Source organism: Streptomyces sp. NPDC085900, assembly GCF_044540925.1.
Classification (GTDB): domain Bacteria; phylum Actinomycetota; class Actinomycetes; order Streptomycetales; family Streptomycetaceae; genus Streptomyces; species Streptomyces gilvifuscus.
Genome location: NZ_JBITSP010000001.1, coordinates 339,317 through 360,351 on the forward strand (window position 1 = coordinate 339,317; position 21,035 = coordinate 360,351).

The window sequence follows — 21,035 nt, forward strand, 5'->3', positions numbered from 1 at the left end:
CCCCTTTTGAACATCCGCTCGCACCCTTTTGCCTCAGCCCAGTCGCCGCACCGGTTCCCCGTCGAGGTAGGCGCGGATGTCCTCCACGGCCTGTCCGTAGTACGTCGCGTAGTTCGCCCGCGAGACATAGCCCAGGTGGGGGGTGGCGAGCAGCCGGGGCGCGGTGCGCATGGGATGGCCGGCGGGCAGCGGCTCGACGTCGAACACGTCGACGCCCGCGCCGGCGATACGGCCCTCCCGCAGCGCCGCCAGCAGGGCGTCCTGGTCGACGATCGCGGCGCGCGAGGTGTTGACGAGGTAGGCGGTGGGCTTGAGGAGAGCGATTTCGGCGGGGCCGAGCAGGCCGCGGGTGCGGTCGCTCAGGGCGAGGTGGACGGAGACGAAGTCGCTGCCCGACAGCAACTCCTCCTTGGAGGGTGCCAGTTCGACACCCACCTCGTCGGTGTACTCCTTGGTGAGGTTCTGGCTCCAGGCGCTGACGTGCATGCCGAAGGCGAGGCCGACCCGCGCGACCCGACTGCCGATCTTGCCCAGCCCCAGCAGGCCGAGCCGGCTGCCGTGCAGGTCGGCGCCGACCGTCTGCTGCCAGGGGCCGTCAGCGCGCACGGCGTTGTTCTCCTGGACGATCCCGCGGGCGAGCCCCAGCAGCAGCGCCCAGGTCAGTTCGACGGGCGGCGTCGAGGAGCTGGCCGTGCCGCACACGGTGACGCCGTGCGCCTCGGCGGCGTCGTAGTCGATGACGCTGTTGCGCATGCCGGAGGCGACGAGCAGTTTCAGCCGCGGGAGGCGGGCGAGCAGCGAGGCCGGGAAGGGCACGCGTTCGCGCAGGGTGACCACGATGTCGAAGTCGGCCAGGGCGGCGGCCAGTTCGTCCTCGGTGCCGAAGTGCTCGGGGAAGGACGTGACGTCCACGCGGTCGGCCACGGGTGACCAGTCGGCGAGTTCCGTCGCCACCTGCTGGAAGTCGTCGAGCACAGCGCAGCGCAGCCGCACGGTGGGTCCTTTCGTCGGTGTGTGGTGCCGGTCGCCATGCTCGCGCATCGACCCGGCGGACACCGTTTCCGCCCTCGGTCACCTGGGCGGATCTTTAGCTCTAAAGATTTCGAGGCGAAGCAAGTGCTTCGGGGGTCTCTCGGGGTGTGCCGAACGCGGTGAAAGGCGCTTGGCCACATACCGCCGGGCGAGGGGAGAGAAAAGGGCCCTCTGCCTGAAAGGGGAGGTCAGAGGGTGTGCGCGCCCCCGGCAGGACTCGAACCTGCGGCCAAGCGCTTAGAAGGCGCCTGCTCTATCCACTGAGCTACGGGGGCCGGGTGTGTGGCCTCTGTCGTGGGTGCCCGGGTGTGGGCCGATCCGTGACGTTGCCGGGGACAAGGATAGGGCTCCCGCATCCTTGTCCCTGTTGCTTCGCCTCCGTGGCTCGATGTGGAGGTTCGGTGAAGCGGTCCTGATAATCGCAGGCAGGTACGAATCGTGCATCGCTTTTGGGCCCTCACGCACCGGGTGTTGTGCACTCGTTATGCCTGGACTGTGCCCGCGTCCCAGTCATCCCTTCCATCCCTTGTGTCCTGTCGGCGCGCAGACATACTCATATGCTTCAGAATTCCCCCGAAATTGGGCATTCTTCACATGTGGTGACCTTGGACGTACGGCCTCAGCTGCTCGACGCACTCTCCGCCCTGCGCGACCGTGTCGCCGCCGCACGCTTCCCGCTGCCCCTGGCGGGGGCGCCACGCGCGCGTGCCAACCGCGACGAACTCCTCGCACAGCTCGACGACTACTTGGTGCCCCGCCTGAGAGAGCCCGAAGCGCCCTTGCTGGCGGTGGTGGGCGGATCGACCGGCGCCGGCAAGTCGACCCTCGTCAACTCCCTTGTCGGGCGGCGGGTGAGCGAGGCGGGCGTGCTGCGTCCCACCACGCGCACGCCGGTCCTGGTGTGCCATCCGGAGGACCATCACTGGTTCAGCGGCATGCGCGTGCTGCCCGACCTCACGCGCGTGTGGGCGCCCCACCGGGAGGTCACGGACGACCTGTTGCTGCCCGGCGAGGACCCCGCGCGCGTGCTGCGCGTGGAGACCGCCGAGACCGTGCCGCCGGGCCTCGCCCTCCTCGACGCCCCCGACGTCGACTCCCTGTTGGCCGACAACCGCCGTCTCGCCGCCGAACTCATCTGCGCGGCCGACATCTGGGTCATGGTCACCACCGCCGCCCGGTACGCCGACGCCGTCCCCTGGCATCTGCTGCGCACCGCCAAGGAGTACGACGCCACCCTGGTGACGGTCCTCGACCGGGTGCCCCACCAGGTGGTCGCCGAGGTGTCCCGGCAGTACGGGGCGCTCCTGACCAAGGCCGGCCTCGGCGACGTACCCCGCTTCACCGTGCCCGAACTGCCCGAGTCCGCCTGGGGCGGTGGGCTGCTGCCGGCCAGCGCCGTGGCGCCGCTGCGGACCTGGCTCGTCCACGTGGCGCAGGACCCGGCCGCCCGGCAGTACGTCATGGCCCGTACCGCGCGCGGAGTGCTCGACTCGCTGAAGTCCCGGATGCCCGAACTCGCCGGCGCCGCCGCCGCGCAGTACGCGGCCGCGCTCCGGCTCACCTCGGCCGTCGAGACGGCGTACGACAGCGAGCAGGCGCGGGTGCGCGGGCGGCTGCAGGCCGGGGCCGTCCTCGCCGGGGACGCCCTGAAACGGTGGCGGGCCTTTCCGCTCGACTGTTCGGCAGGTGAGCTGCTGGACGCCCTGGTGGAAAGCCTGGCCGCGCTGCTGCTGTGCGCCGTCACCGCCGCCGACGAGCGCGTCGACGAGGCCTGGCGGCGCGAACCCGCGGCGCGCGCCCCCGAGCTCGAGACACGCGACCCGTCCCCGGACAGCGCCGAGCACCGCATCGGGATGGCCGTACGGCGGTGGCGGCGGGAGCTGGAGGAGTTCGCCGAGGAGGAGGTGCGCGACCTCGACCGCGGGGTCGCCCCCGACACCGAGACGGTCGCGGCGCTCGTCGCCACCACGCTGCTCGGCGGACGCCGGGCCCGCACGGCGGGCGAGGGGCTCGCCGAGCGGATCGGCGCGCACGGGGCGCTCCGGCTGCGCGACCGGGGCGGACGGCTGCTCGCCGAGCACCTCGACCGGGTGCTGCTCACCGAGCGCGAACGCCGGCTCGCGCCGCTGGACGCGCTCGACGTGCACGCCGAGCCCCAGGCCGAGCTCATCGCCGCGCTGTCCGTACTGCAGAAGGAGAGGTGACCGGTGACCGCCGTCACTGACCAGGACCACACCGAGCACGCCGACCGAGCGGGGGACGCGGTGACCGAGAACGACCAGCACGACGACGGCCGCCACGGCGAGGGCGCCCCGGAAGAGAAGCGCACCGACACGGAGGGCGGCGGCGCCCACGCGCGCGTGGGGAGCGACGACGCCTCCGGCCGTACCGACTCCGCGGAGACCGCCGAGAGCTGGGACGACGGGCTCATCGCGCGGCGCGTCACCGAAGGGACGGCCGCCGAGCAGGCGGCGGCCCTGGAGACCCGCTCGCACAGCGCACAGCCCGCGGCCCCGCTCGCGTACGACGGCGTGCTGCGCTCGCGGCTGGAGGCGCTCAGGGAACTGGTCGGCCTCTCGCGCGCCCGGCTCGACAACCGCACCCTCGCCGAGGCGGGCCGCGTCCTGGACGAGGCGTCCACCCGGCGCAGGCTGTCCGGACAGCACACCGTGGTCGCCATCGCGGGCGCCACCGGCAGCGGCAAGTCGCAGCTGTTCAACGCCCTCGCCGGCGTGCCCATCTCGGAGACGGGTGTACGACGGCCCACCACCGCCGCGCCCATCGCGTGCAGTTGGAGCGACGGGGCGGCCAGTCTCATCGAACGGCTCGGCATCCCGCCCCGGCTGCGGCGGCGCCCGCTGCAGAACGGCGACGCCGACACACAGCTGCGCGGACTCGTCCTGGTCGACCTGCCCGACCACGACTCCGCCGCCGTACAGCATCGCGAGCACGTGGACCGCGTCCTGGCACTCGTCGACGCCGTCATCTGGGTGGTCGACCCCGAGAAGTACGCCGACGCCGTCCTGCACGAGCGCTATCTGCGGCCCATGGCGGGACACGCGGAGGTCATGTTCATCGTCCTCAACCAGACCGACCGGCTGCCCGGCGAAGCGACCGAGCTGGTCCTCGACGACCTGCGGCGGCTGCTCGACGAGGACGGGATCGCGCTCGGCGAGTACGGCGAACCGGGCGCCACCGTGCTCGCCCTGTCCGCGCTCACCGGGGACGGCGTCGGCGAACTGCGCGAACTGCTCGGCCAGTTCGTGACGGAGCGCGGCGCCCCGGCGCGCCGCATCTCGGCCGACGTGGACGCCGCCGCGGTCGGGCTGTGGCCCGTGTACGCCACCCGGCGGCGGACCGGCCTGAGCGAGGAGGCGCGCGACGAGTTCGCCGCCCGGCTCGCGGACGCCGTGGGCGCCACGGCGGCGGGCGAGGCCGCCGAACGCGCCTGGGCGCGCAACGCCAACCGCGCCTGCGGGACGCCCTGGCTGCGGCTGTGGCGGTGGTACCAGGACAGGACCGAACCGGTCACCGGGCGGCTGCCGTTGCGCGCCCAGGCCGACGAGGAGGCCACGGCCCGCCAGCGCGTGGAGCAGGCGGTGCGGACGCTGGCCGACCGGGCCTCGGCCGGACTGCCCGCGCCGTGGGCACAGGCGGTGCGCGAGGCGGCCGTACGAGGATCGCAGGGGCTGCCCGAGGCGCTCGACGAACTGGCGGCGCGCGCGGGGCTGCCACCGGGGCGGCCGCCCCGGCCGGGCTGGTGGCCGGCCGCCGTGCTCGCCCAGGCCGCCATGACCCTCCTCCAAGTGGTCGGCGGACTGTGGCTGTTGGGGCAGATCATCGGGTTCATGGCGCCCAACCTCGGAGTGCCGGTCCTGCTGATGGTGACCGGCATCGTCGGCGGCCCGCTGATCGAGTGGAGCTGCCGGATGGCGGCCAGAGGGCCCGCGCGGCGGTACGGCACGGAGGCGGAACGGCGGCTCAGGGAAGCGGCCGCCGGGTGCGGACGGGCCCGCGTCCTGGACCCGGTGGCGGCCGAACTGCTGCGCTACCGGGAGGTGCGGGAGCAGTACGGGAAGGTCGCGGGGGTGGGTGCTACGGCCAGGTGAGGTTCGTGCGCTGACGGGGTTTCACTCGTCCGGGTGGCGGAGTTTTCCACAGGCGGGTGGCGGTCCACAGGGCTCGGCGGGTCCGGCCCGACGGAGGCAGTCTGGCGGTGCGGCGATCGCGGAAGGCGTGGTCGCGGCGGCAGACGCAGCCGTACGGGACGGGCCCGTACGCATGTCAGGGAGGGATACGCGATGAACGAGACGATCATCTGCGCCGTGGGCAACGTGGCGACCCGGCCGGTGTACCGGGAACTGGCCTCGGGACCGTCGGCCCGGTTCCGGCTCGCGGTGACCGCGCGGTACCTGGACCGTGAGAACAACACCTGGACCGACGGCCACACCAACTTCTTCACGGTGTGGGCCAACCGGCAGCTCGCCACGAACGCGGCGGCCTCCCTCAACGTGGGCGACCCCGTCGTCGTACAGGGCAGGCTGAAGGTGCGCACCGACGTGCGCGAGGGTCAGAACTGGACCTCGGCGGACCTCGACGCGATCGCGATCGGCCACGATCTCGCCCGCGGTACCTCCGCCTTCCGACGGGCCGTCAGGACGGACCCGGCGGCCGCGGCATCGCAGCCGGAGCCCAACTGGGAGACCCCGCCCGGTGATTCCGGCGATTGTCCCCAACAGGAGCCGGAACCTGCCGCCGTGACGTGATGTCAGAGGCCGTACCGAGCTGACCGGACTGCGGCTTATCGGCGAATGCGCCCGAACAACCCGGTGGATTTGTCGATAAGCCCCGCCCGTGAACCGTCCCGGCGATAACGATTCCGAGTCGGATCGGCCGTCCGATCATCGGACTTGTCAAGGGCGGTGCGTGGGATCCCTAGGATGCCGGGCATGGCTCCCGGGGCGCTCGGGGCCGCTGATTCTGCTGGTGGGACCGTCCCCCCACACTGACGGGTCCTGCTCGAAGGGGAATTCGTGTTTGCTTCGTTCTCTGCGCTGTGCGCGCGAAGGCGAGGGGCCAGGGCCCGGCTCGCCTCCGCGTTGGTGGTGTCCGGACTCGTGGCGGCCGGCGCGCTGACCGGTGCGGGCGCGGCCGCGGCCGCGGAGACCCCACAGGCCCAGGGCGGGGCGACCGCCACCATAGGCGGGCTCAAGACGTACGGCTCCGCGGTGATCCACGACAAGGTCGCCGGCGACCAGCAGGTCTCGGCGGGCCTGTTCGAGATGTCCGTCGACGGCGGCGGCACCCTGCAGACGTACTGCGTCGACCTGCACAACCCCACCCAGCGCGACGCCCGGTACCACGAGACCTCCTGGAGCGGGACCTCGCTCGGCGCCAACCGGGACGCGGGCAGGATCCGGTGGATCCTGGAGAACTCCTACCCGCAGGTCAACGACCTCGCGGCGCTCGCCGCCAAGGCGGGTGTCCGGGGCGGCCTGAGCGAGCAGGACGCGGCGGCCGGCACACAGGTGGCCATCTGGCGCTACTCGGACGGGGCCGACGTCGACGCCGTCGACCCGCAGGCCGAGAGGCTCGCGGACTACCTGCAGAAGAGCGCCGTCGACGTGGCTGAGCCCAAGGCCTCGCTGACCCTCGACCCGCCCGCGGTCTCCGGGCACCCCGGCGAGCTCCTCGGCCCGGTGACCGTGCACACCGACGCCGCCGGCGTGACGGTGACCCCGCCGGCCGACGCCGCCATCTCGGGCGTACAGATCGTCGACAAGGACGGCAAGCCGCTCACCACCGCGGCCGACGGCAGCCGGATCTACTTCGACGTGCCCGAGGACGCGGCGGCCGGCTCGGCGGAGCTGACCGTGCAGGGCTCGACCACCGTCCCCGTCGGCCGTGCCTTCACCTCCGACAGCCGCAGCCAGACGCAGATCCTGGCCGGCTCCAGCGAGTCCACGGTCTCGGCGACCGCGAGCGCGAGCTGGGCGAAGCAGGGGGCCGTACCGGCACTGTCCGCGGCGCGGGACTGCGCCAAGGGGGGCGTCGACCTCACCGCGGCCAACCAGGGCGACGAGGCGTTCACGTTCTCGCTGATGGGCACCGAGTACAGCATTCCGGCGGGCGCCTCGCGCACGATGACGATCCCGCTGCAGGAGGACCAGCCCTACGACTTCGCCATCAAGGGGACCGGCGGTCTCGAGCAGCGGTTCACCGGGATCCTCGACTGCAAGACGCAGGGCAGTGAGAGCGGCGACGCGGTCCAGACGCTCAGCGAGCCGAGCCCGGCGACGGTGGGCGGCACCGCCGACGACACCAACCTCGCCGCGACCGGTGGCACCAGCACGACCCCCCTGATCGCGGGCGTCGCGATCGGCTTCGTGGTGATCGGTGGGGCGGCGTTGATCGTGGTCCGCAAGAAGGAAGAGGCGCGGACGCGGGGCTGAGGCGTCGGCCGGGGACTTCGGCGATCCGCCGAACGCGCCGGGAATCCCGTGCGAAGCGGCCGGGCAGCCGGGCAGGATGACCCCATGACCAAACCGTCGGCGTCATCGGACCAGCGCACCTCCTCGGGCTCCCTGCTGTCCCTGTGGTCGCAGGACTCCGTCCTGTCGATCGGCTCGGTGGGATCGGTCCTGTCCATCGGCTCCGTCGGCTCGGCCCTGTCCGTCGCCTCGGTCGGCAGCACGCTGTCCGTCGGCTCCATCGGGTCGGCACTCTCGCTGATCTCGGCCGGATCATGGCTGAGCACGGGCTCGCTGCTGTCCGCACAGTCCCGCTGGTCGGTCCTGTCCTGGCGCTCCAACCGGGCCTTCCGCGCGGCCGGAGCCGTGTGCGCGGTGGCGGTGGCCGCGGCGGCCCTGACCGCCATGTCGCCGGGGCGACGGGGGTGAGGCGCTACGCATGGCCGTGGATCAAGACGGGCGCCGGACGCCCGACAGACGACGCCTGACGCCTGCCCCGCACAAGACTGCAGGTCAGGGGTGCCCGGTCATACGCGTTTCCGCCCAGGGGTAGCCGTACGGCAAGATGGGGTGTATCTGCCCACTGCCTGATTTCAAGCTGCCGGACGGTTTCTCTTGGCTGAGTTCATTTACACCATGCGCAAGACGCGCAAGGCGCACGGCGACAAGGTGATCCTCGATGATGTCACCCTGAACTTCCTGCCGGGGGCGAAGATCGGCGTTGTCGGCCCGAACGGTGCCGGTAAGTCGACCGTTCTGAAGATCATGGCGGGGCTGGAGCAGCCGTCCAACGGTGACGCCTTCATCTCGCCCGGTTACAGCGTCGGCATCCTGCTGCAGGAGCCGCCGCTGAACGAGGAGAAGACCGTCCTGGAGAACGTCCAGGAGGGTGTCGCCGAGATCAAGGGCAAGCTCGACCGGTTCAACGAGATCGCCGAGCTCATGGCGACGGACTACTCCGACGCTCTGCTCGACGAGATGGGCAAGCTGCAGGAGGAGCTCGACCACGCCAACGCCTGGGACCTCGACGCCCAGCTGGAGCAGGCCATGGACGCGCTCGGGTGCCCGCCCGGCGACTGGCCCGTGGTCAACCTCTCCGGTGGTGAGAAGCGGCGTGTGGCGCTGTGCAAGCTGCTGCTCGAGGCTCCCGACCTGCTGCTTCTCGACGAGCCCACCAACCACCTCGACGCCGAGTCGGTGAACTGGCTGGAGCAGCACCTCGCCAAGTACGCGGGCACCGTCGTGGCCATCACCCACGACCGGTACTTCCTCGACAACGTCGCCGAGTGGATCCTCGAGCTCGACCGCGGTCGCGCCTACCCGTACGAGGGCAACTACTCCACGTACCTGGAGACCAAGCAGACCCGTCTCAAGGTCGAGGGACAGAAGGACGCCAAGCGCGCCAAGCGCTTGAAGGAAGAGCTCGAGTGGGTCCGCTCCAACGCCAAGGGTCGGCAGGCCAAGTCCAAGGCCCGTCTCGCGCGGTACGAGGAGATGGCCGCCGAGGCGGAGAAGATGCGGAAGCTGGACTTCGAGGAGATCCAGATCCCGCCGGGCCCGCGGCTCGGCAGCATCGTCGTCGAGGTCAACAACCTCAACAAGGCCTTCGGTGACAAGGTCCTCATCGACGACCTCAGCTTCACCCTGCCGCGCAACGGCATCGTGGGTGTCATCGGCCCGAACGGCGCCGGCAAGACCACCCTGTTCAAGATGATCCAGGGTCTGGAGACCCCGGACTCCGGCTCCATCAAGGTCGGCGAGACCGTCAAGATCTCGTACGTCGACCAGAGCCGCGAGAACATCGACCCGAAGAAGACCCTGTGGGCGGTCGTCTCCGACGAGCTCGACTACATCAACGTCGGGCAGGTCGAGATGCCCAGCCGGGCGTACGTGTCCGCCTTCGGCTTCAAGGGTCCCGACCAGCAGAAGCCGGCCGGTGTCCTCTCGGGTGGTGAGCGCAACCGCCTCAACCTCGCGCTCACCCTCAAGCAGGGCGGCAACCTGCTGCTCCTCGACGAGCCGACCAACGACCTGGACGTGGAGACCCTCAGCAGCCTCGAGAACGCGCTGCTGGAGTTCCCCGGCTGCGCCGTCGTCGTCTCCCACGACCGGTGGTTCCTCGACCGCGTCGCCACGCACATCCTCGCCTACGAGGGTGACTCCAAGTGGTTCTGGTTCGAGGGCAACTTCGAGTCGTACGAGAAGAACAAGATCGAGCGGCTCGGTGCGGACGCCGCGCGCCCGCACCGTGCCACCTACAAGAAGCTGACCCGGGGCTGATCTTGCGCCATCTCTATCGCTGTCCCCTGCGCTGGTCGGACATGGACGCCTACGGCCATGTCAACAACGCGGTCTTCGTCCGCTACCTGGAGGAGGCCCGCATCGACTTCCTTTTCCGTCCGGAGAAGGACTTCAAGCAGGGGTCGGTGGTGGCCCGGCACGAGATCGACTACAAGCGGCAGCTCGTCCACCGGCACCACCCGGTGGACATCGAGCTGTGGGTCAGTCAGATACGGGCGGCGTCCTTCACCATCACCTACGAGGTGAAGGACGACGACGTGGTCTATGTGCGTGCTTCGACGGTGGTCGTGCCGTTCGACTTCGAGGCCCAGCGGCCACGGCGGATCACCGCCGAGGAGCGGGAGTTCCTGGAGGAGTACCGGGACGACTCCGAGGAGGAGGCCGTCGCCGCATGACGGTCCTCCACCTCGCCGACGAGGGGGAGGCGGCGGACCTCGCGGCCTTCCTCTCCCGGCTGATCCACTACGACCGTTCGGCGGCCGTGCGGTTGCAGGCCGCCGGTACCGCGCTCGCCGTCTTCGGGCGACCGGCGTCCTTCGAGGTGCTGGCGATCCGCGCGGTGCGGCTCGCCAAGCCGTACGAGAACGGTCTCGACGTCACGCTCGACGTGACGGTCTCCGCCGGTGAACTCCTGGAGACGGTGGACGAGTCGGGCGCCACGGCCACCGTTCCGGGCGCCGTGACCGGGCCGTCGTGGGCCGGCGTGCTGCCGCCGCGCGGTGGCTGGCGGCCGGAGTCCGGGCTGCCCGCGCCCGACGAGCTGCGCGCGATGGTGGGCACGGCGGTGACCGAATTCCGGTCCCGTACGCAGGAGTTGTCGCCCGAGCGGCGTACCAGGGCCGAACTGGACGCCATCGGGCGGGAGATCTGGTCCCGCACGGTCGGTGACACGCCCCTGCCGGTACGGGCCGTGCACGCCGCCCAGTCCGTGGGGTTCCTGCGGCCGGGGACGCCCGCGGACCTGTTCTCCTCCGGGGCGTGGCTGCGGCTGCGTACGCCCTTCGGGTCCATCGCCGTACGACGGGCGGGAGCCGGGGCGGCGGCCCTGGGGGTCAGCGTCCGCCGCTGATCACGAACGGTCCTCGCTGTCGTCCGGGCGTACGGCGATGTGGTCGGGCTCGAGTTCCAGCGCGACGCGGTCGCGCATGCCCAGCGCCTCGGTGTACTCGGCGGGAAGCTGCAGGCAACCGGCGCGGTCGAGCATGGCGTACTCGCGGGCGACGACCGTCTCGTGGCCGGTGGTCTCGTCGACCTCGCTGCGGCGCAGGACCTCCGTGGAGGTGCGGCCGTCGCGGATGGCGACCGTGCGGCGGACCTCGCCGGCGACCGCCTGGTCATGGGTGACGATCACGATGGTGGTGCCGAGGCGTTCGTTCGCGGTGCGGAAGGCGGCGAAGACGTGTTCCGCGGTGTGCGAGTCGAGTTCGCCGGTGGGTTCGTCGGCGAGCAGGACGGCGGGGTCGTTGGCCAGGGCGACGGCGATGGCCACGCGCTGCTGCTGGCCGCCGGACATCTGGTGCGGGCGGCGGTCGCGGCAGTCCGGGATCTCCAGCAACTCCAGCAGCTCCAGGGCGCGTTCGGTGTGGGCGCGGCGTGAGGTGCGGGAGCGGGTGCCGGCCAGCTGCATCGGCAGGGCGATGTTCTGGGCGGCGGTGAGGTAGGGCAGGAGGTTGCGGGAGGTCTGCTGCCAGATGAAGCCGACGGTGGTGCGGCGGTAGGCGAGGCGGTCCTTCGCGGTCATCGTGAGCAGGTCCTGGCCCGCGACGCGGGCCGCGCCGGCGGTGGGGGTGTCGAGGCCGGCGAGGATGTTCATGAGGGTGGACTTGCCGCTGCCCGACGCGCCCACCAGCGCCATGAGTTCGCCTTCGCGGACCAGCAGGTCGAGGCCCTGGAGCGCCTGGACCTCGATGCCGTCCGTGGTGAAGATGCGGACCAGGCGGTCGCAGGTGATGAGGGCGTCGTGGCCGTAGGCCGGGCGGGTGCGGGTGGATCGGGCGCGGGTCGTCAGGTCGGCGAGCGTGGGATTGGTCGTGGTCATCGAGGGCTCCTGGGCGTCGCGTCGGTGACAAGGGGGCCGGGGGCGAGGTGGCTGTCACGGCGTCTCGCTCGCCCGCGCGTGCGGGGTGCCGCTGCGCCCACCCGTGTTGCCTCGGCGGCACGACTGCCCGCGGCTGGGGATGGGTGGGGTGCCGCCGCGCCCACCCGTGTTGCCTCGGCGGCACGACTGCCCGCGGCTGGGGATGGGTGGGGTGCCGCTGCGCCCACCCGTGTTGCCTCGGCGGCACGACTGCCCGCGGCGAGGTCGGCTGAGCCGGTCGTCAGGGGGGTCATCGGGTGTCTCCCGCTCGTAGTTCCGCCACCGACCCCCGTCTCCCCGTCCACCATGCCTGCGCGGTCGCGGCGCCCACCGTCGCCGCTACGACCGCCAGCGCGGGCAGCGTCAGTGATGTCGGGTCCGTTTGCAGGGCCGCCGGGCCGGCGGGGTCGTCGTGGGCGGCCAGGGCGATGGTCGTCAGGTCGACGGCGGGGGAGAGGAGCCGGATGGTCGCCCAGCCGGTCAGGGCGCCGCCCGCCGCGGCCAGGGCCGCCTGCGGCAGGGACTCCAGGATCAGCAGGCGGCGCCCCTGGGAGCGGGTCAGGCCCATCGTGCGCAGCCTCGCCAGCAGGGCCGCGCGTTCGGGGGAGGCGCGGAGCAGGGACAGGAGCAGGGCCAGTACGGCGTAACCGGCGCCCGCGGCCACGGCGGCCGTGTAGACGTGCTCAGCGCCGGACTGGAGGGGGGAGTCGACGTACCGGGCTCGCTCCGCCGCGCGGAGCCGGACGCTCGCCGTGCCGCCGGAGGCGCGCCGCAGGGCGGGGCCGTCGAGGTGGGCGCCGGTCAGGAGCAGGGCGTTGGGGCGGGCGGCCGTGCGGCTCAGGGCGGCGCGGTCGACGACCAGGAAGTCGTCGCCGGTGACGGCGGGGGTGCGGGAGCGGACGGCGGTGACGCGGACGGTGATCGTGCTGCCGTCCTCCAGGCGGACGGGGAAGGGACGGGAGCCGTAGCGCTCGGCGACCGCCGGGGAGGCGAGGGCGGGGACGGCGCCTGAGGTCTTACGGGCCGTCAGGTCGGCCTCTGGGAAGGGCCCGAGGTCCGTCCGGTCCGCCAACTCGGCGTAGTCCCGCGGGTCCACGCCCGCCAGCGGCACCGACTGTGTGCCGTTGCCCGGCTGGGCCTGGTAGCCGATGCTCACCGCGGCCAGCCCCCGCACGCCCGGCATCCGGCGGACCCGCTCGGGCAGCCCCGTCGGCAGCGGTGCCGACGTCTCCACGCGGGCGTCGGCGCCGACCGCGAGGAGGGCCGCCCGGTCGCGGGTCTCGTGCACGCCCGCGAGGACGGAGCCGCCGAAGGCCGCCGTGGTGAGGGCGGTGAGGAGGGCGAGCAGCGGCAGCACGGCCGACGCGGAGGTGCGGGCCGCCCGGGCCAGGGACAGGTGGGCCACCGTGCCGCGCAGCCGGGCGGCCGGGCGGGCCAGGGCACGCAGCGGGAGCGGGTGCAGACGGACCAGCAGCAGGGCCGCCACCACTCCGGTCAGCACCGGTGCCAGTGACGTCAGTTGGTTGTCCTGAGCGCCTTGCCTGCGCAGCGTCTCCACCGCGCCCAGGGCCACGGCGACCAGCGTCAGCTCCGCGACCGTACGGCGCCGGGACGGCCGTACCGACGCCATGTCCGCGCGGCCGCCGTGCACGCGGACGACCCGGTGCGCGACCGCCGCCCGCACGGCGGGGGTGGCGCAGGCGAGCGCCGTGACGGTCGCCGCCGCCGCGATCGCGTACGAGACGCGGGCGCCCGGGAGGGCGAGCAGCGCCACGCCGCATCCCAGGGCACCGGCGGGCAGTGCCACCACCGCCGTCTCGGCGACGAGCCGTCCCATGAGGCCGCGCAGGGAGGCGCCGCGGGCGCGCAGCAGGGCGAGTTCGGTGCGGCGGCGGTCGGCGGCGAGGCCGCCCGCCATCAGCAGGACGACGGCCGCGACCGTGCCGGCGCCGAAGGCGGCGACGGCGACGAGCGGGCGGACGCCGCCGCGCAGTGCCGTGTACGTGCCGAGCACCTGGTCGAGGTCGGTGCTCACCGTGGTGGTCGGACCGGTCAGCGCGCCGATCCGGCGCAGCCCGGGCCCGCCCTCCAGGGACGCGATCACGGACCTGAGGCGGTCGGTGTCGTACGAGTGCAGGGAGCCGGCGGTCGGCGCGTACTGCCAGTAGCTCCACGGGACCGCGGCGGTGCCCAGCAGCGCCGGGGCCGCGTCGGGGGAGAGCAGCAGCGCGCCGAGCCAGTAGTAGTCCTTGTTGGGGTCGTTGCTCGGCACCACGGCCAGGGCCGGGGTGCGCAGCAGCGGCTGGGTGCTCCAGTAGGCGCCCTCGGGATCGCGCGGGGTGACGATGCCGGTGACCCGCACGGCGAGCGAGGCGCGGCCCACGGCCGGTACGTGGATGCGCGAACCGAGCCGGATGTGCAGGCTCTTCGCGGTCGCGGCGGTGACGGCGGCCTCCACCTCGGGCGTCCTCGCGGTCACCGGTCCGTCGGTGCGCGGCAGTCGGCCGGTGACCTTCGTGACGTGCGCGCCGAGGCCGTACTGGGCGGCGAGGGAGATCCGCGCGGGCAGCTTGCTGGGCCGCGGCAGCCAGTTGTCCGAGGCCTCCATGGGCGTGGCGGTGCGTACGCCGTACGTCGACTGGTTGGGGTCGGGGACGAGCGGGCTGTCGACGGCGGCCCGGATCTTGGCGTAGCGGGCGGCGAGCGGGCCGGGCCGCAGCGCCGCCTCCCGCTGCTCCTGCGACAGCAGCGGTGAGGGCGGCTGCGCCCACACCGCGACCGTGGTGCTCTGGGGCCGCGCCCGGTCGACGGCCCGCCGCAGACCGGCGTCCTCGTACCGGTCGACCGCCCGCGGCAGCGCCGCCGCCAGACACGCCGTCAGCACGACGAGCAGCGCCAGCGCCAGGGCGGTGCCGGGCGCGGCACGCAGCCGGGTACGGACCCAGGGGGCCTGGACCGGACGCATCTCACTCACCCCCCTGCTCCCGCAACGACACCACCGGATCACCCCGCCGCACCGCCAGCGCCGCCGTCACCGCCAGCGGGGCCGCCGCCACCGCCGCCAGCAGCAACGCCACCTGGGACAGCGGCAGTTCGACGAGGACCGCCGGCACCGGGCGGGTGGCCTTCTCGGTCAGGACGATCAGGGGGATCACCGCCCGGGTCAGTACGGTCCCCAGTGCCGTGCCGACCACCAGCGCCATCGTCACCAGCACACCCTGCTCCACGGCGATCATGCGGGCCAGCCGGCGGCGCGGGGCGCCCAGGGCGCGCAGGACGGCGAGTTCGGCGCCCCGCTCCCGCAGGGAACCCGCCGCGCTCACCGCGAAGCCGACCGCGGCCAGCGCCGCCGCCACCCCGGCCGCCGCCGCGAACGCCGCCTCCGGTCCCGCGCCGAACGGATCGTCCCGCAGCCGCGCCGCCGTCTCTTCCCGCACGACGACCTGCGCGGGGTCCAGGTCGGGCAGCGCGCGCAGCGCCGCGGCGACCCGGGCCGAGTCGCCGGGGCCGGTCGCGAGCCACCACTCCGTCGGCGTGACCCCGGTCCCGTACCGCGTCTCCAGCACCCGGTTCAGCGACCGCAGGTCCATCAGCAGCGCTCCTCCGCCGGCCTCGCCCGCCGTCGGCAGCTCCCGTACCGCACGCGCGATCCGTACCGGAACGCTCTCCCCGGCGACGGTCACGTCCACCCGCTGTCCGGCACGCGCGCCGACGGAGGCGAGGAAGCGGTCGGTGGCCACCGCGGTGACCTCGCGCAGCGGGGGCTGTGCGACCTGCATCCGCACGGTCAGCGCCGAGGCGTCCCAGTGCACCGCGTCCGGCAGGTACCCGGTGCCGTACTCCACCGTCGGCGATCCGGACGTGCTCACTTCCGGCTTGGTCGGGTCGGTGCTTCCGTCCGGCGAGGACACGTTCCTGTCGCTGGACGAGGCCGCCTTCCAGGTGCCGGGCAGATCGATCCTCCGCACGCTCGCGTCCGTGCCGGTCGCCGTCAACCCGCCCAGCGTCAGCCGCTGCCGCTCCGCCTTGCCGACCGGCACCGGCAGCACCAGCTGCACCCCGGTGAGCTTCAACGGCCCGTCGGACACCGGGATGTCGAGGGAGTGCGGGCGGCCGTCGGAGGGCAGTTCACCGGCCGGGATCTGGTACGGGGTGCCGTAGGCGTCCTCCAGGGTCACCGTCACGTCGGCCGTCGTCCCCGTGCTCGGCGTGCTGCGCAGGGTCGCCGTCAGCCGCAGCCGGGCGGTGTGCGCGGGCACCTTCGCGCCGGCCGACGGCGCCTTCGTGCCCAGCGACGCGAGCAGCGGCCCCACCGGTTCGGAGGCCAGGTCCCGGCGCAGCAGCATCGTGTCCGCCGCGTGCGCGGTGTCCAGCGCCAGCAGGGTCGCCGTACGGTCGCCGGACAGCGGCAGTTCGGTGCGGACGGCCGGGGCGGCCCGCCGTACGTGCGCGACGGCCGCGTAGGTGTCGGTGCGCCCGGGGCCGCCGTCCCCGGCGCCCAGGACGCGCACCGGCGCGCCCGCCGCGAAGTCGGCCCGGTCGTCCTGCGAGCGGCTCCAGGAGGCGCCCTGCCCGATGGCCAGCATGCCGAGCGCGACGGCGAGGACCAGCAGCAGCACCGGTCCGGCCCCGCGCATGGGACGCCGGCTGAGCTGCCAGCCCGCCAGGGCGGCGGTCAGCCCGCGCCCGCCGGCCGCCCGGCGTTCGGCGAGCCGCGCCACCAGGGGCAGCAGGCGCAGGGTCAGCACCGTGCCGGCGAGCAGGGCCAGCGCGGGCGCCGCGACGAGCAGGGGGTCGATGCCGAGCGTGCCCGACCGGTCGCCGCTGACGGCACCGGAGGTCTGGCGGCCCAGCTGCCAGTACGCCACCCCGGCCACCGCCAGCAGCCCCAGGTCCGCGCCCGCCCGTACCGAGCCGGGCAGCGCCCGCGCCCGCCCCGGTCGCAGCCCCTCGACGGTCAGCGCCGGCAGCGTCACCGCCAGCGCGCAGCCCAGCGCCACACCCGCCGCCACCAGCCACACGCCCGGCCGGCCGGCGGCCGGCACGTCCGGATGCAGCCCGATCCGGGCCAGCGCGCCCTGTCCGGCCATCAGCCGGGTGAGCGGCCCCGACAGCAGCGGCGCGCACACCACGGCGGGCACGGCGAGGAACAGCGCCTCCAGCGCGGCGAACGCGGCGATCCGGGCGCGGGAGGCGCCGCGGGCGCGCAGCACCCGTGTCTCGCCGGTGCGTTCGGCGCCCAGCAGCCGGGCGACCAGCAGCAGCGCGCAGCCGGCGAGGAGGCCCAGCTGGAGCGCCACGATCAGCAGAGTGGAGCGGGAGACGAGCAGGGAGCGTTCGACGCGGTCCAGGACGTCGGGCAGTCCCGTGGTCACGGCCGTGGAACCGCCGAGCGCGGGCTGCCTGCGCAGCGCCGCGCCGCCCGCGCGGGCGGCGTCGCGCAGTTCACCGATCCGGTCGGTGGTCAGCCTGGAGTAGTCGGCGGCCACCAGCCAGGAGGCCTGCCCGGCGCTGACCTTGTCGCCGGTCAGGACGCCGGGGGCGGCGAGCAGCGGCCCGTAGGTCGTGAAGTCGACGGTCGTGACGCCGCGGCCGCCCAGGTCGTCCAGCCGCCAGTAGGGCGCGTCGGCCGCCACCGGCCGGTACAGGCCGGTCAGCGTGACCTTCACCTTCGGGCCGCCGAGCCGGTCGGTGAGGGTGAGCCGGGCACCGGGCTTCAGGCCCAGGCGCCGGGCGGCGTTCTGCGGCAGGGCCGCCTCGACGCCGGGGGCCTCCCGGGGCATCCGGCCCTCGACGATCCGCACCTGCGTGGGATCCAGCGCCGCGACGTACGTGAGGTCGGGCTCCCCGGACCGCGCGGCCGGCGGCTGCAGCGAGCGGGGCAGCGCGTACGGGCCCGACCGCACCAGCGTCCGCACGGTCACCGGCAGCCCGTCGAAGGTGCGGCGCGCGGCCTGTCGTACGGCCGTGTCGGCGGCGGCCCGCCGGTCCGCGGGCACCTCGGACCTGACGACCAGGGCGCTGTCGGCGGCGCTGCGCGGGTCCCGCAGGGAGTGGCGCAGGGCCGCGTCGCCGATCGCGCCCGCGTAGGCGGTGAGGGTGGCGAGGACCGCCGTGGTCAGCAGGACGGTGAGGAGGGCGGCGGCCAGGAGCAGGCGGTGGGCGCGGGCACGCAGCAGAACGAACCGTGCGACCGCACCGAACCCCGTCACCCCGACCCCCCGTGGCCGTCCGGAAGTCGTCCGGACCTCCCGGCGATGCTGTCAGAGGCGCGGGGTCAGGGGTAAGCGCTTGTAGATCGAACTTGACCGGATCGTGACCGGTTTCAGTCCGGGGTGTTGATCATCGAGGCGGCCGCGTAGGTCAGATACCGCCACAGCTCCTGCTCGTGCTCCTCGGACAGGCCGAGGTCGTCGAGGGCGCTGCGCATGTGCCGCAGCCAGGCGTCGTGCGCCTCGCGGTTGACCACGAAGGGCGCGTGCCGCATCCGCAGACGCGGGTGGCCGCGGTTGTCGCTGTACGTCGTCGGGCCGCCCCAGTACTGGATCAGGAACAGCGTGAGGCGCTCCTCGGCCGGCCCGAGGTCCTCCTCGGGATACATGGGCCGCAGGACGGGGTCCTCCGCCACACCCTCGTAGAAACGGTGGACGAGGCGGCGGAAGGTCTCCTCCCCGCCGACCTGCTCGTAGAAGGTCTGCGTCTCAAGCGTGCCGCGCCGGATCTCTTTCACCGCTCCATGCTCTCAGACCCAAGGAACCAGGACTTGAGGCTTAGGTCCCTCGGTCCGGGTGCACAGTGGACGTATGGGCACGCACACTCTCGACGACGAACTGGCGGACCTCGCCGCCACCGCGCGGGCGGCGCTGGTGCGGGAGATCGAGCTCAGCGGGGCCTGGGAGAGCGACCCGGTGTGGCGGGAGGCGTTCGAGGCGGTTCCGCGCCATCTGTTCGTGCCGTACTACTACGTCGGCGTCAGGGGCGGCTACGAGCGGCGGTGGGGCGAGAACCCGGACCGGGGCGCGCGGGAGAAGTGGATGCGCGGCGCGTACGCCGACGCCCCGCTGGCCACCCGGCTGCGCGACGGCGACCTGGTCTCCTCCAGCAGCCAGCCCTCGCTCATGGCGAAGATGCTGGCCGAACTGCGGGTGCGGGACGGCGACCGGGTCCTGGAGGTCGGCACCGGCACCGGCTACAACGCGGCCCTGCTCGCCCACCGGCTGGGCGACGACGACCTGGTCACCACGGTCGACCTCTACCCGGAGATCACGGAGGCGGCCCGCCGGCACCTGGCCGCGGCCGGGCACCGGCCCGTGGTCGTCACCGGCGACGGCGCCCGCGGAGTCCCCGAGCGCGCCCCCTTCGACCGGATCATGGCGACCTGCACCCTGTCCTCGGTCCCCCTCGCCTGGCTCGCCCAGTGCGCGCCGGGCGCCCGCGTCCTGACCCCGCTCGCCACCGGCCTGATCGCCCTGACCGTCGAGGACGCGGGCCACGCCGAGGGCCGCTTCCTGCACACCCCGGCCTACTTCGTGCCGCTGCGCGGGGAGAGCCGTCCCGAGCCGGAACCGGCGCACCTCGGCGGCATCCCGGGCCACGCCCGGGGCGACGACCTGTTCCGTTTCCTGTTCGCCCTCACGCGCGGCAGCCTCGATCCCCAGGAGGCCTACGTCCTGTGGGAGCGCGAGGGCAGGCCGCGGCGCGAGCGGTACGGCATCACGGTCCACGGCGACGGCGAGTGGGCTTGGCTGGACGATCCGGAGGGGCCGTACGTCTGGCCCCTGCCGGCCCGTTAGCCGCTCAGCCCCTGCGGACGGTGATCGTCGTCCAGGCGCCCACGTGCACCCGGTCGCCGTCCTGCAGCGGTACCGGCACGAAGGGCTGGATCGGCTCCTCGGAGCCGTTGACCGTCGTGCCGTTGGTCGAGTTCTGGTCGACGACCGCCCAGCTGCCGTCCGGCTGCTGGACCAGCACCGCGTGCTGGTGCGAGACGCCCGGGTCCTCCGGCGGCACCGACAGGTCGATGTCCGGGGTGTCGCCGGTGGAGTGGCGGCGGCGGCCGATGGTGATCTGGTTGCCGGAGAGCGTGCGCTGCTGCTCGGGCGAGTACGCGGGCAGGTTGAGGCCCGCGGCCTCCGGACCCGAACGCTGCATCATCGCCATGAAGTACTCGCGGTCCGGCCCGATGGTCGCCGTCCAGGTCGCCGGACCGGCCTGCGGCGGCGCCTGCTGGAAGCCCTGACCGGGCGGCGGCGGAGCCTGGGTGGAGCCGGGCTGCGGGTAGCCGTAGCCGCCGCCGGGGCCGCCCGGCGCACCGGGGCCCGACGACGGCGGCGAGATCACCCAGTCGTCGTCGTTGCCGCCGAAGGAGGGACCGCCCTGCGGCGGGCGCTGTGTCTCCCGGGGGAACGCCGGCGGGGCGGGCGGGCCGGAGGGGCCCGGACCGGGCTGCTGGAACGCCTGCGGGATGCCGCCGCCGGGACCGCCCGGGCCGCCCGCGGTCGGCGCGGGGCCGGGCGGGGCGGGGCGGGAGGTGTCGGGGCCGAAGTTCGAGGGGCCGCCAGGGCGGGGGTCGTTGCCGTAGCCGGAGGGGCCGCCCGGGCGCGGGTCGTTGCCGAAGCCCTGCGGGGGGCCCGGCCGGGAGTCGTTGCCGAAGGCGGTGGGGCCGGAGGGCTCGCTGCCGAACGACGGGATCGGCTCGGCGGGGCGGTTCACCTGCGACGGACGGGAGCCCTGGTACTCGTACGAGTCACCGCCGCCGTACGACGGGCCGGGCGGCTGCTGGTAGCGCACGTTCGGGCCGGGGGCCGGTGGGCGCGGGGCGGCCGGGGTGTACGAGGTCGCCGTGTTGGTCAGGAAGTTCCACCGGCACTCCTCGCAGAACGGCGCACCGCCCTCGCGGGGCGTGCGGCACTGCGGGCAGAGCTCGGGCTCCGGGTCCGGTACGGCGGACAGGTGCGGGGGGCGGCCGCCGGGCTGGGTGCCCTGCGGCGGCGGGAAGCCGTAGCCACCGCCCACGGGGGGCGGCGGGGGCGGGGGCGGAGGTACGGCACCGGCCATGCGGTGACCGCAGACCTCGCACCAGTCGTCGGAACCCGACTGGTGTCCGTTCGGGCAGGTCGGCATGTCGGCGCGTCCCTCCTTCGTTCGTTCTAGGT

15 protein-coding genes and 1 tRNA gene are annotated in these 21,035 nt (G+C 73.7%); 9 read left to right on the forward strand and 7 right to left on the reverse strand.

The window, feature by feature from the left end; all coding sequences use genetic code 11:
* Nucleotides 1-33: 33 nt before the first annotated feature.
* Both ACIGDI_RS01515 and ACIGDI_RS01520 read right to left on the reverse strand, forming a co-directional pair.
* Nucleotides 34-993, reverse strand: a complete 960-nt coding sequence (locus ACIGDI_RS01515) for a D-2-hydroxyacid dehydrogenase family protein (protein ID WP_399890445.1) — start codon at nt 991-993, stop codon at nt 34-36.
* 241 nt (nt 994-1,234) lie between these two features.
* Nucleotides 1,235-1,307: transfer RNA gene (locus ACIGDI_RS01520), tRNA-Arg, on the reverse strand.
* 321 nt (nt 1,308-1,628) lie between these two features.
* Here ACIGDI_RS01520 and ACIGDI_RS01525 point away from each other — a divergent pair.
* The 8 genes from ACIGDI_RS01525 to ACIGDI_RS01560 all read left to right on the forward strand — a co-directional run bounded on the left by ACIGDI_RS01525 (nt 1,629) and on the right by ACIGDI_RS01560 (nt 10,872).
* Nucleotides 1,629-3,236 carry a dynamin family protein gene (locus ACIGDI_RS01525; RefSeq protein ID WP_399888898.1) on the forward strand — a complete coding sequence of 536 codons (1,608 nt, stop codon included), beginning with the start codon at nt 1,629-1,631 and terminating at the stop codon, nt 3,234-3,236.
* A 3-nt stretch (nt 3,237-3,239) separates the two neighbouring features.
* Complete coding sequence (locus tag ACIGDI_RS01530; RefSeq protein WP_399888901.1) at nt 3,240-5,141, forward strand: YfjP family GTPase; 1,902 nt, start codon at nt 3,240-3,242, stop codon at nt 5,139-5,141.
* A gap of 192 nt (nt 5,142-5,333) precedes the next feature.
* Entirely contained in the window at nt 5,334-5,798 is a 465-nt protein-coding gene (locus ACIGDI_RS01535) for a single-stranded DNA-binding protein (protein WP_399888904.1), read from the forward strand.
* A gap of 267 nt (nt 5,799-6,065) precedes the next feature.
* Nucleotides 6,066-7,484 (forward strand): Cys-Gln thioester bond-forming surface protein, encoded by a 1,419-nt coding sequence (locus ACIGDI_RS01540; RefSeq protein ID WP_399888907.1) that lies wholly within the window; start codon nt 6,066-6,068, stop codon nt 7,482-7,484.
* A gap of 84 nt (nt 7,485-7,568) precedes the next feature.
* Complete coding sequence (locus ACIGDI_RS01545; RefSeq protein ID WP_399888910.1) at nt 7,569-7,931, forward strand: hypothetical protein; 363 nt, start codon at nt 7,569-7,571, stop codon at nt 7,929-7,931.
* Between the two features lie 186 nt (nt 7,932-8,117).
* Entirely contained in the window at nt 8,118-9,782 is a 1,665-nt protein-coding gene (ettA, locus tag ACIGDI_RS01550; RefSeq protein ID WP_200701270.1) for an energy-dependent translational throttle protein EttA, read from the forward strand.
* Nucleotides 9,783-9,784: 2 nt separating this feature from the next.
* Nucleotides 9,785-10,198, forward strand: coding sequence for a thioesterase family protein (locus ACIGDI_RS01555; RefSeq protein ID WP_200701271.1), 414 nt, complete (start codon nt 9,785-9,787; stop codon nt 10,196-10,198).
* On the forward strand, nt 10,195-10,872 hold the full coding sequence (locus ACIGDI_RS01560) for a hypothetical protein (RefSeq protein WP_399888914.1): 678 nt from the start codon (nt 10,195-10,197) through the stop codon (nt 10,870-10,872). Before ACIGDI_RS01555 ends, ACIGDI_RS01560 begins: the two co-directional genes overlap by 4 nt.
* On the opposite strand, the gene ACIGDI_RS01565 is transcribed toward ACIGDI_RS01560, so the two are convergent.
* The 4 genes from ACIGDI_RS01565 to ACIGDI_RS01580 form a co-directional block, all read right to left on the reverse strand.
* On the reverse strand, nt 10,873-11,841 hold the full coding sequence (locus ACIGDI_RS01565) for an ABC transporter ATP-binding protein (RefSeq protein ID WP_399888917.1): 969 nt from the start codon (nt 11,839-11,841) through the stop codon (nt 10,873-10,875).
* 289 nt (nt 11,842-12,130) lie between these two features.
* Nucleotides 12,131-14,845 (reverse strand): ABC transporter permease, encoded by a 2,715-nt coding sequence (locus ACIGDI_RS01570; RefSeq protein WP_399890448.1) that lies wholly within the window; start codon nt 14,843-14,845, stop codon nt 12,131-12,133.
* A 1-nt stretch (nt 14,846) separates the two neighbouring features.
* Nucleotides 14,847-18,092 (reverse strand): FtsX-like permease family protein, encoded by a 3,246-nt coding sequence (locus tag ACIGDI_RS01575; protein WP_399888920.1) that lies wholly within the window; start codon nt 18,090-18,092, stop codon nt 14,847-14,849.
* A gap of 113 nt (nt 18,093-18,205) precedes the next feature.
* Nucleotides 18,206-18,610, reverse strand: a complete 405-nt coding sequence (locus tag ACIGDI_RS01580) for a globin (RefSeq protein WP_399888922.1) — start codon at nt 18,608-18,610, stop codon at nt 18,206-18,208.
* A gap of 73 nt (nt 18,611-18,683) precedes the next feature.
* Between ACIGDI_RS01580 and ACIGDI_RS01585 the strand changes: the two genes are divergently transcribed.
* Nucleotides 18,684-19,673, forward strand: coding sequence for a methyltransferase domain-containing protein (locus ACIGDI_RS01585; protein ID WP_399888925.1), 990 nt, complete (start codon nt 18,684-18,686; stop codon nt 19,671-19,673).
* A 4-nt stretch (nt 19,674-19,677) separates the two neighbouring features.
* Here ACIGDI_RS01585 and ACIGDI_RS01590 read toward each other — a convergent pair whose 3' ends face one another.
* Nucleotides 19,678-21,003, reverse strand: a complete 1,326-nt coding sequence (locus ACIGDI_RS01590) for an FHA domain-containing protein (protein ID WP_399888928.1) — start codon at nt 21,001-21,003, stop codon at nt 19,678-19,680.
* Between the last annotated feature and the right edge of the window lie 32 nt (nt 21,004-21,035).

Coding starts and splice junctions, on each gene's coding strand:
- ACIGDI_RS01535 (WP_399888904.1), top strand. CDS start 5,334: ATGAACGAGACGATCATCTGCGCCGTGGGCAACGTGGCGACCCGGCCG.
- ACIGDI_RS01545 (WP_399888910.1), top strand. CDS start 7,569: ATGACCAAACCGTCGGCGTCATCGGACCAGCGCACCTCCTCGGGCTCC.
- ACIGDI_RS01560 (WP_399888914.1), top strand. CDS start 10,195: ATGACGGTCCTCCACCTCGCCGACGAGGGGGAGGCGGCGGACCTCGCG.
- ACIGDI_RS01565 (WP_399888917.1), bottom strand. CDS start 11,841: ATGACCACGACCAATCCCACGCTCGCCGACCTGACGACCCGCGCCCGA.
- ACIGDI_RS01570 (WP_399890448.1), bottom strand. CDS start 14,845: ATGCGTCCGGTCCAGGCCCCCTGGGTCCGTACCCGGCTGCGTGCCGCG.
- ACIGDI_RS01585 (WP_399888925.1), top strand. CDS start 18,684: ATGGGCACGCACACTCTCGACGACGAACTGGCGGACCTCGCCGCCACC.
- ACIGDI_RS01590 (WP_399888928.1), bottom strand. CDS start 21,003: ATGCCGACCTGCCCGAACGGACACCAGTCGGGTTCCGACGACTGGTGC.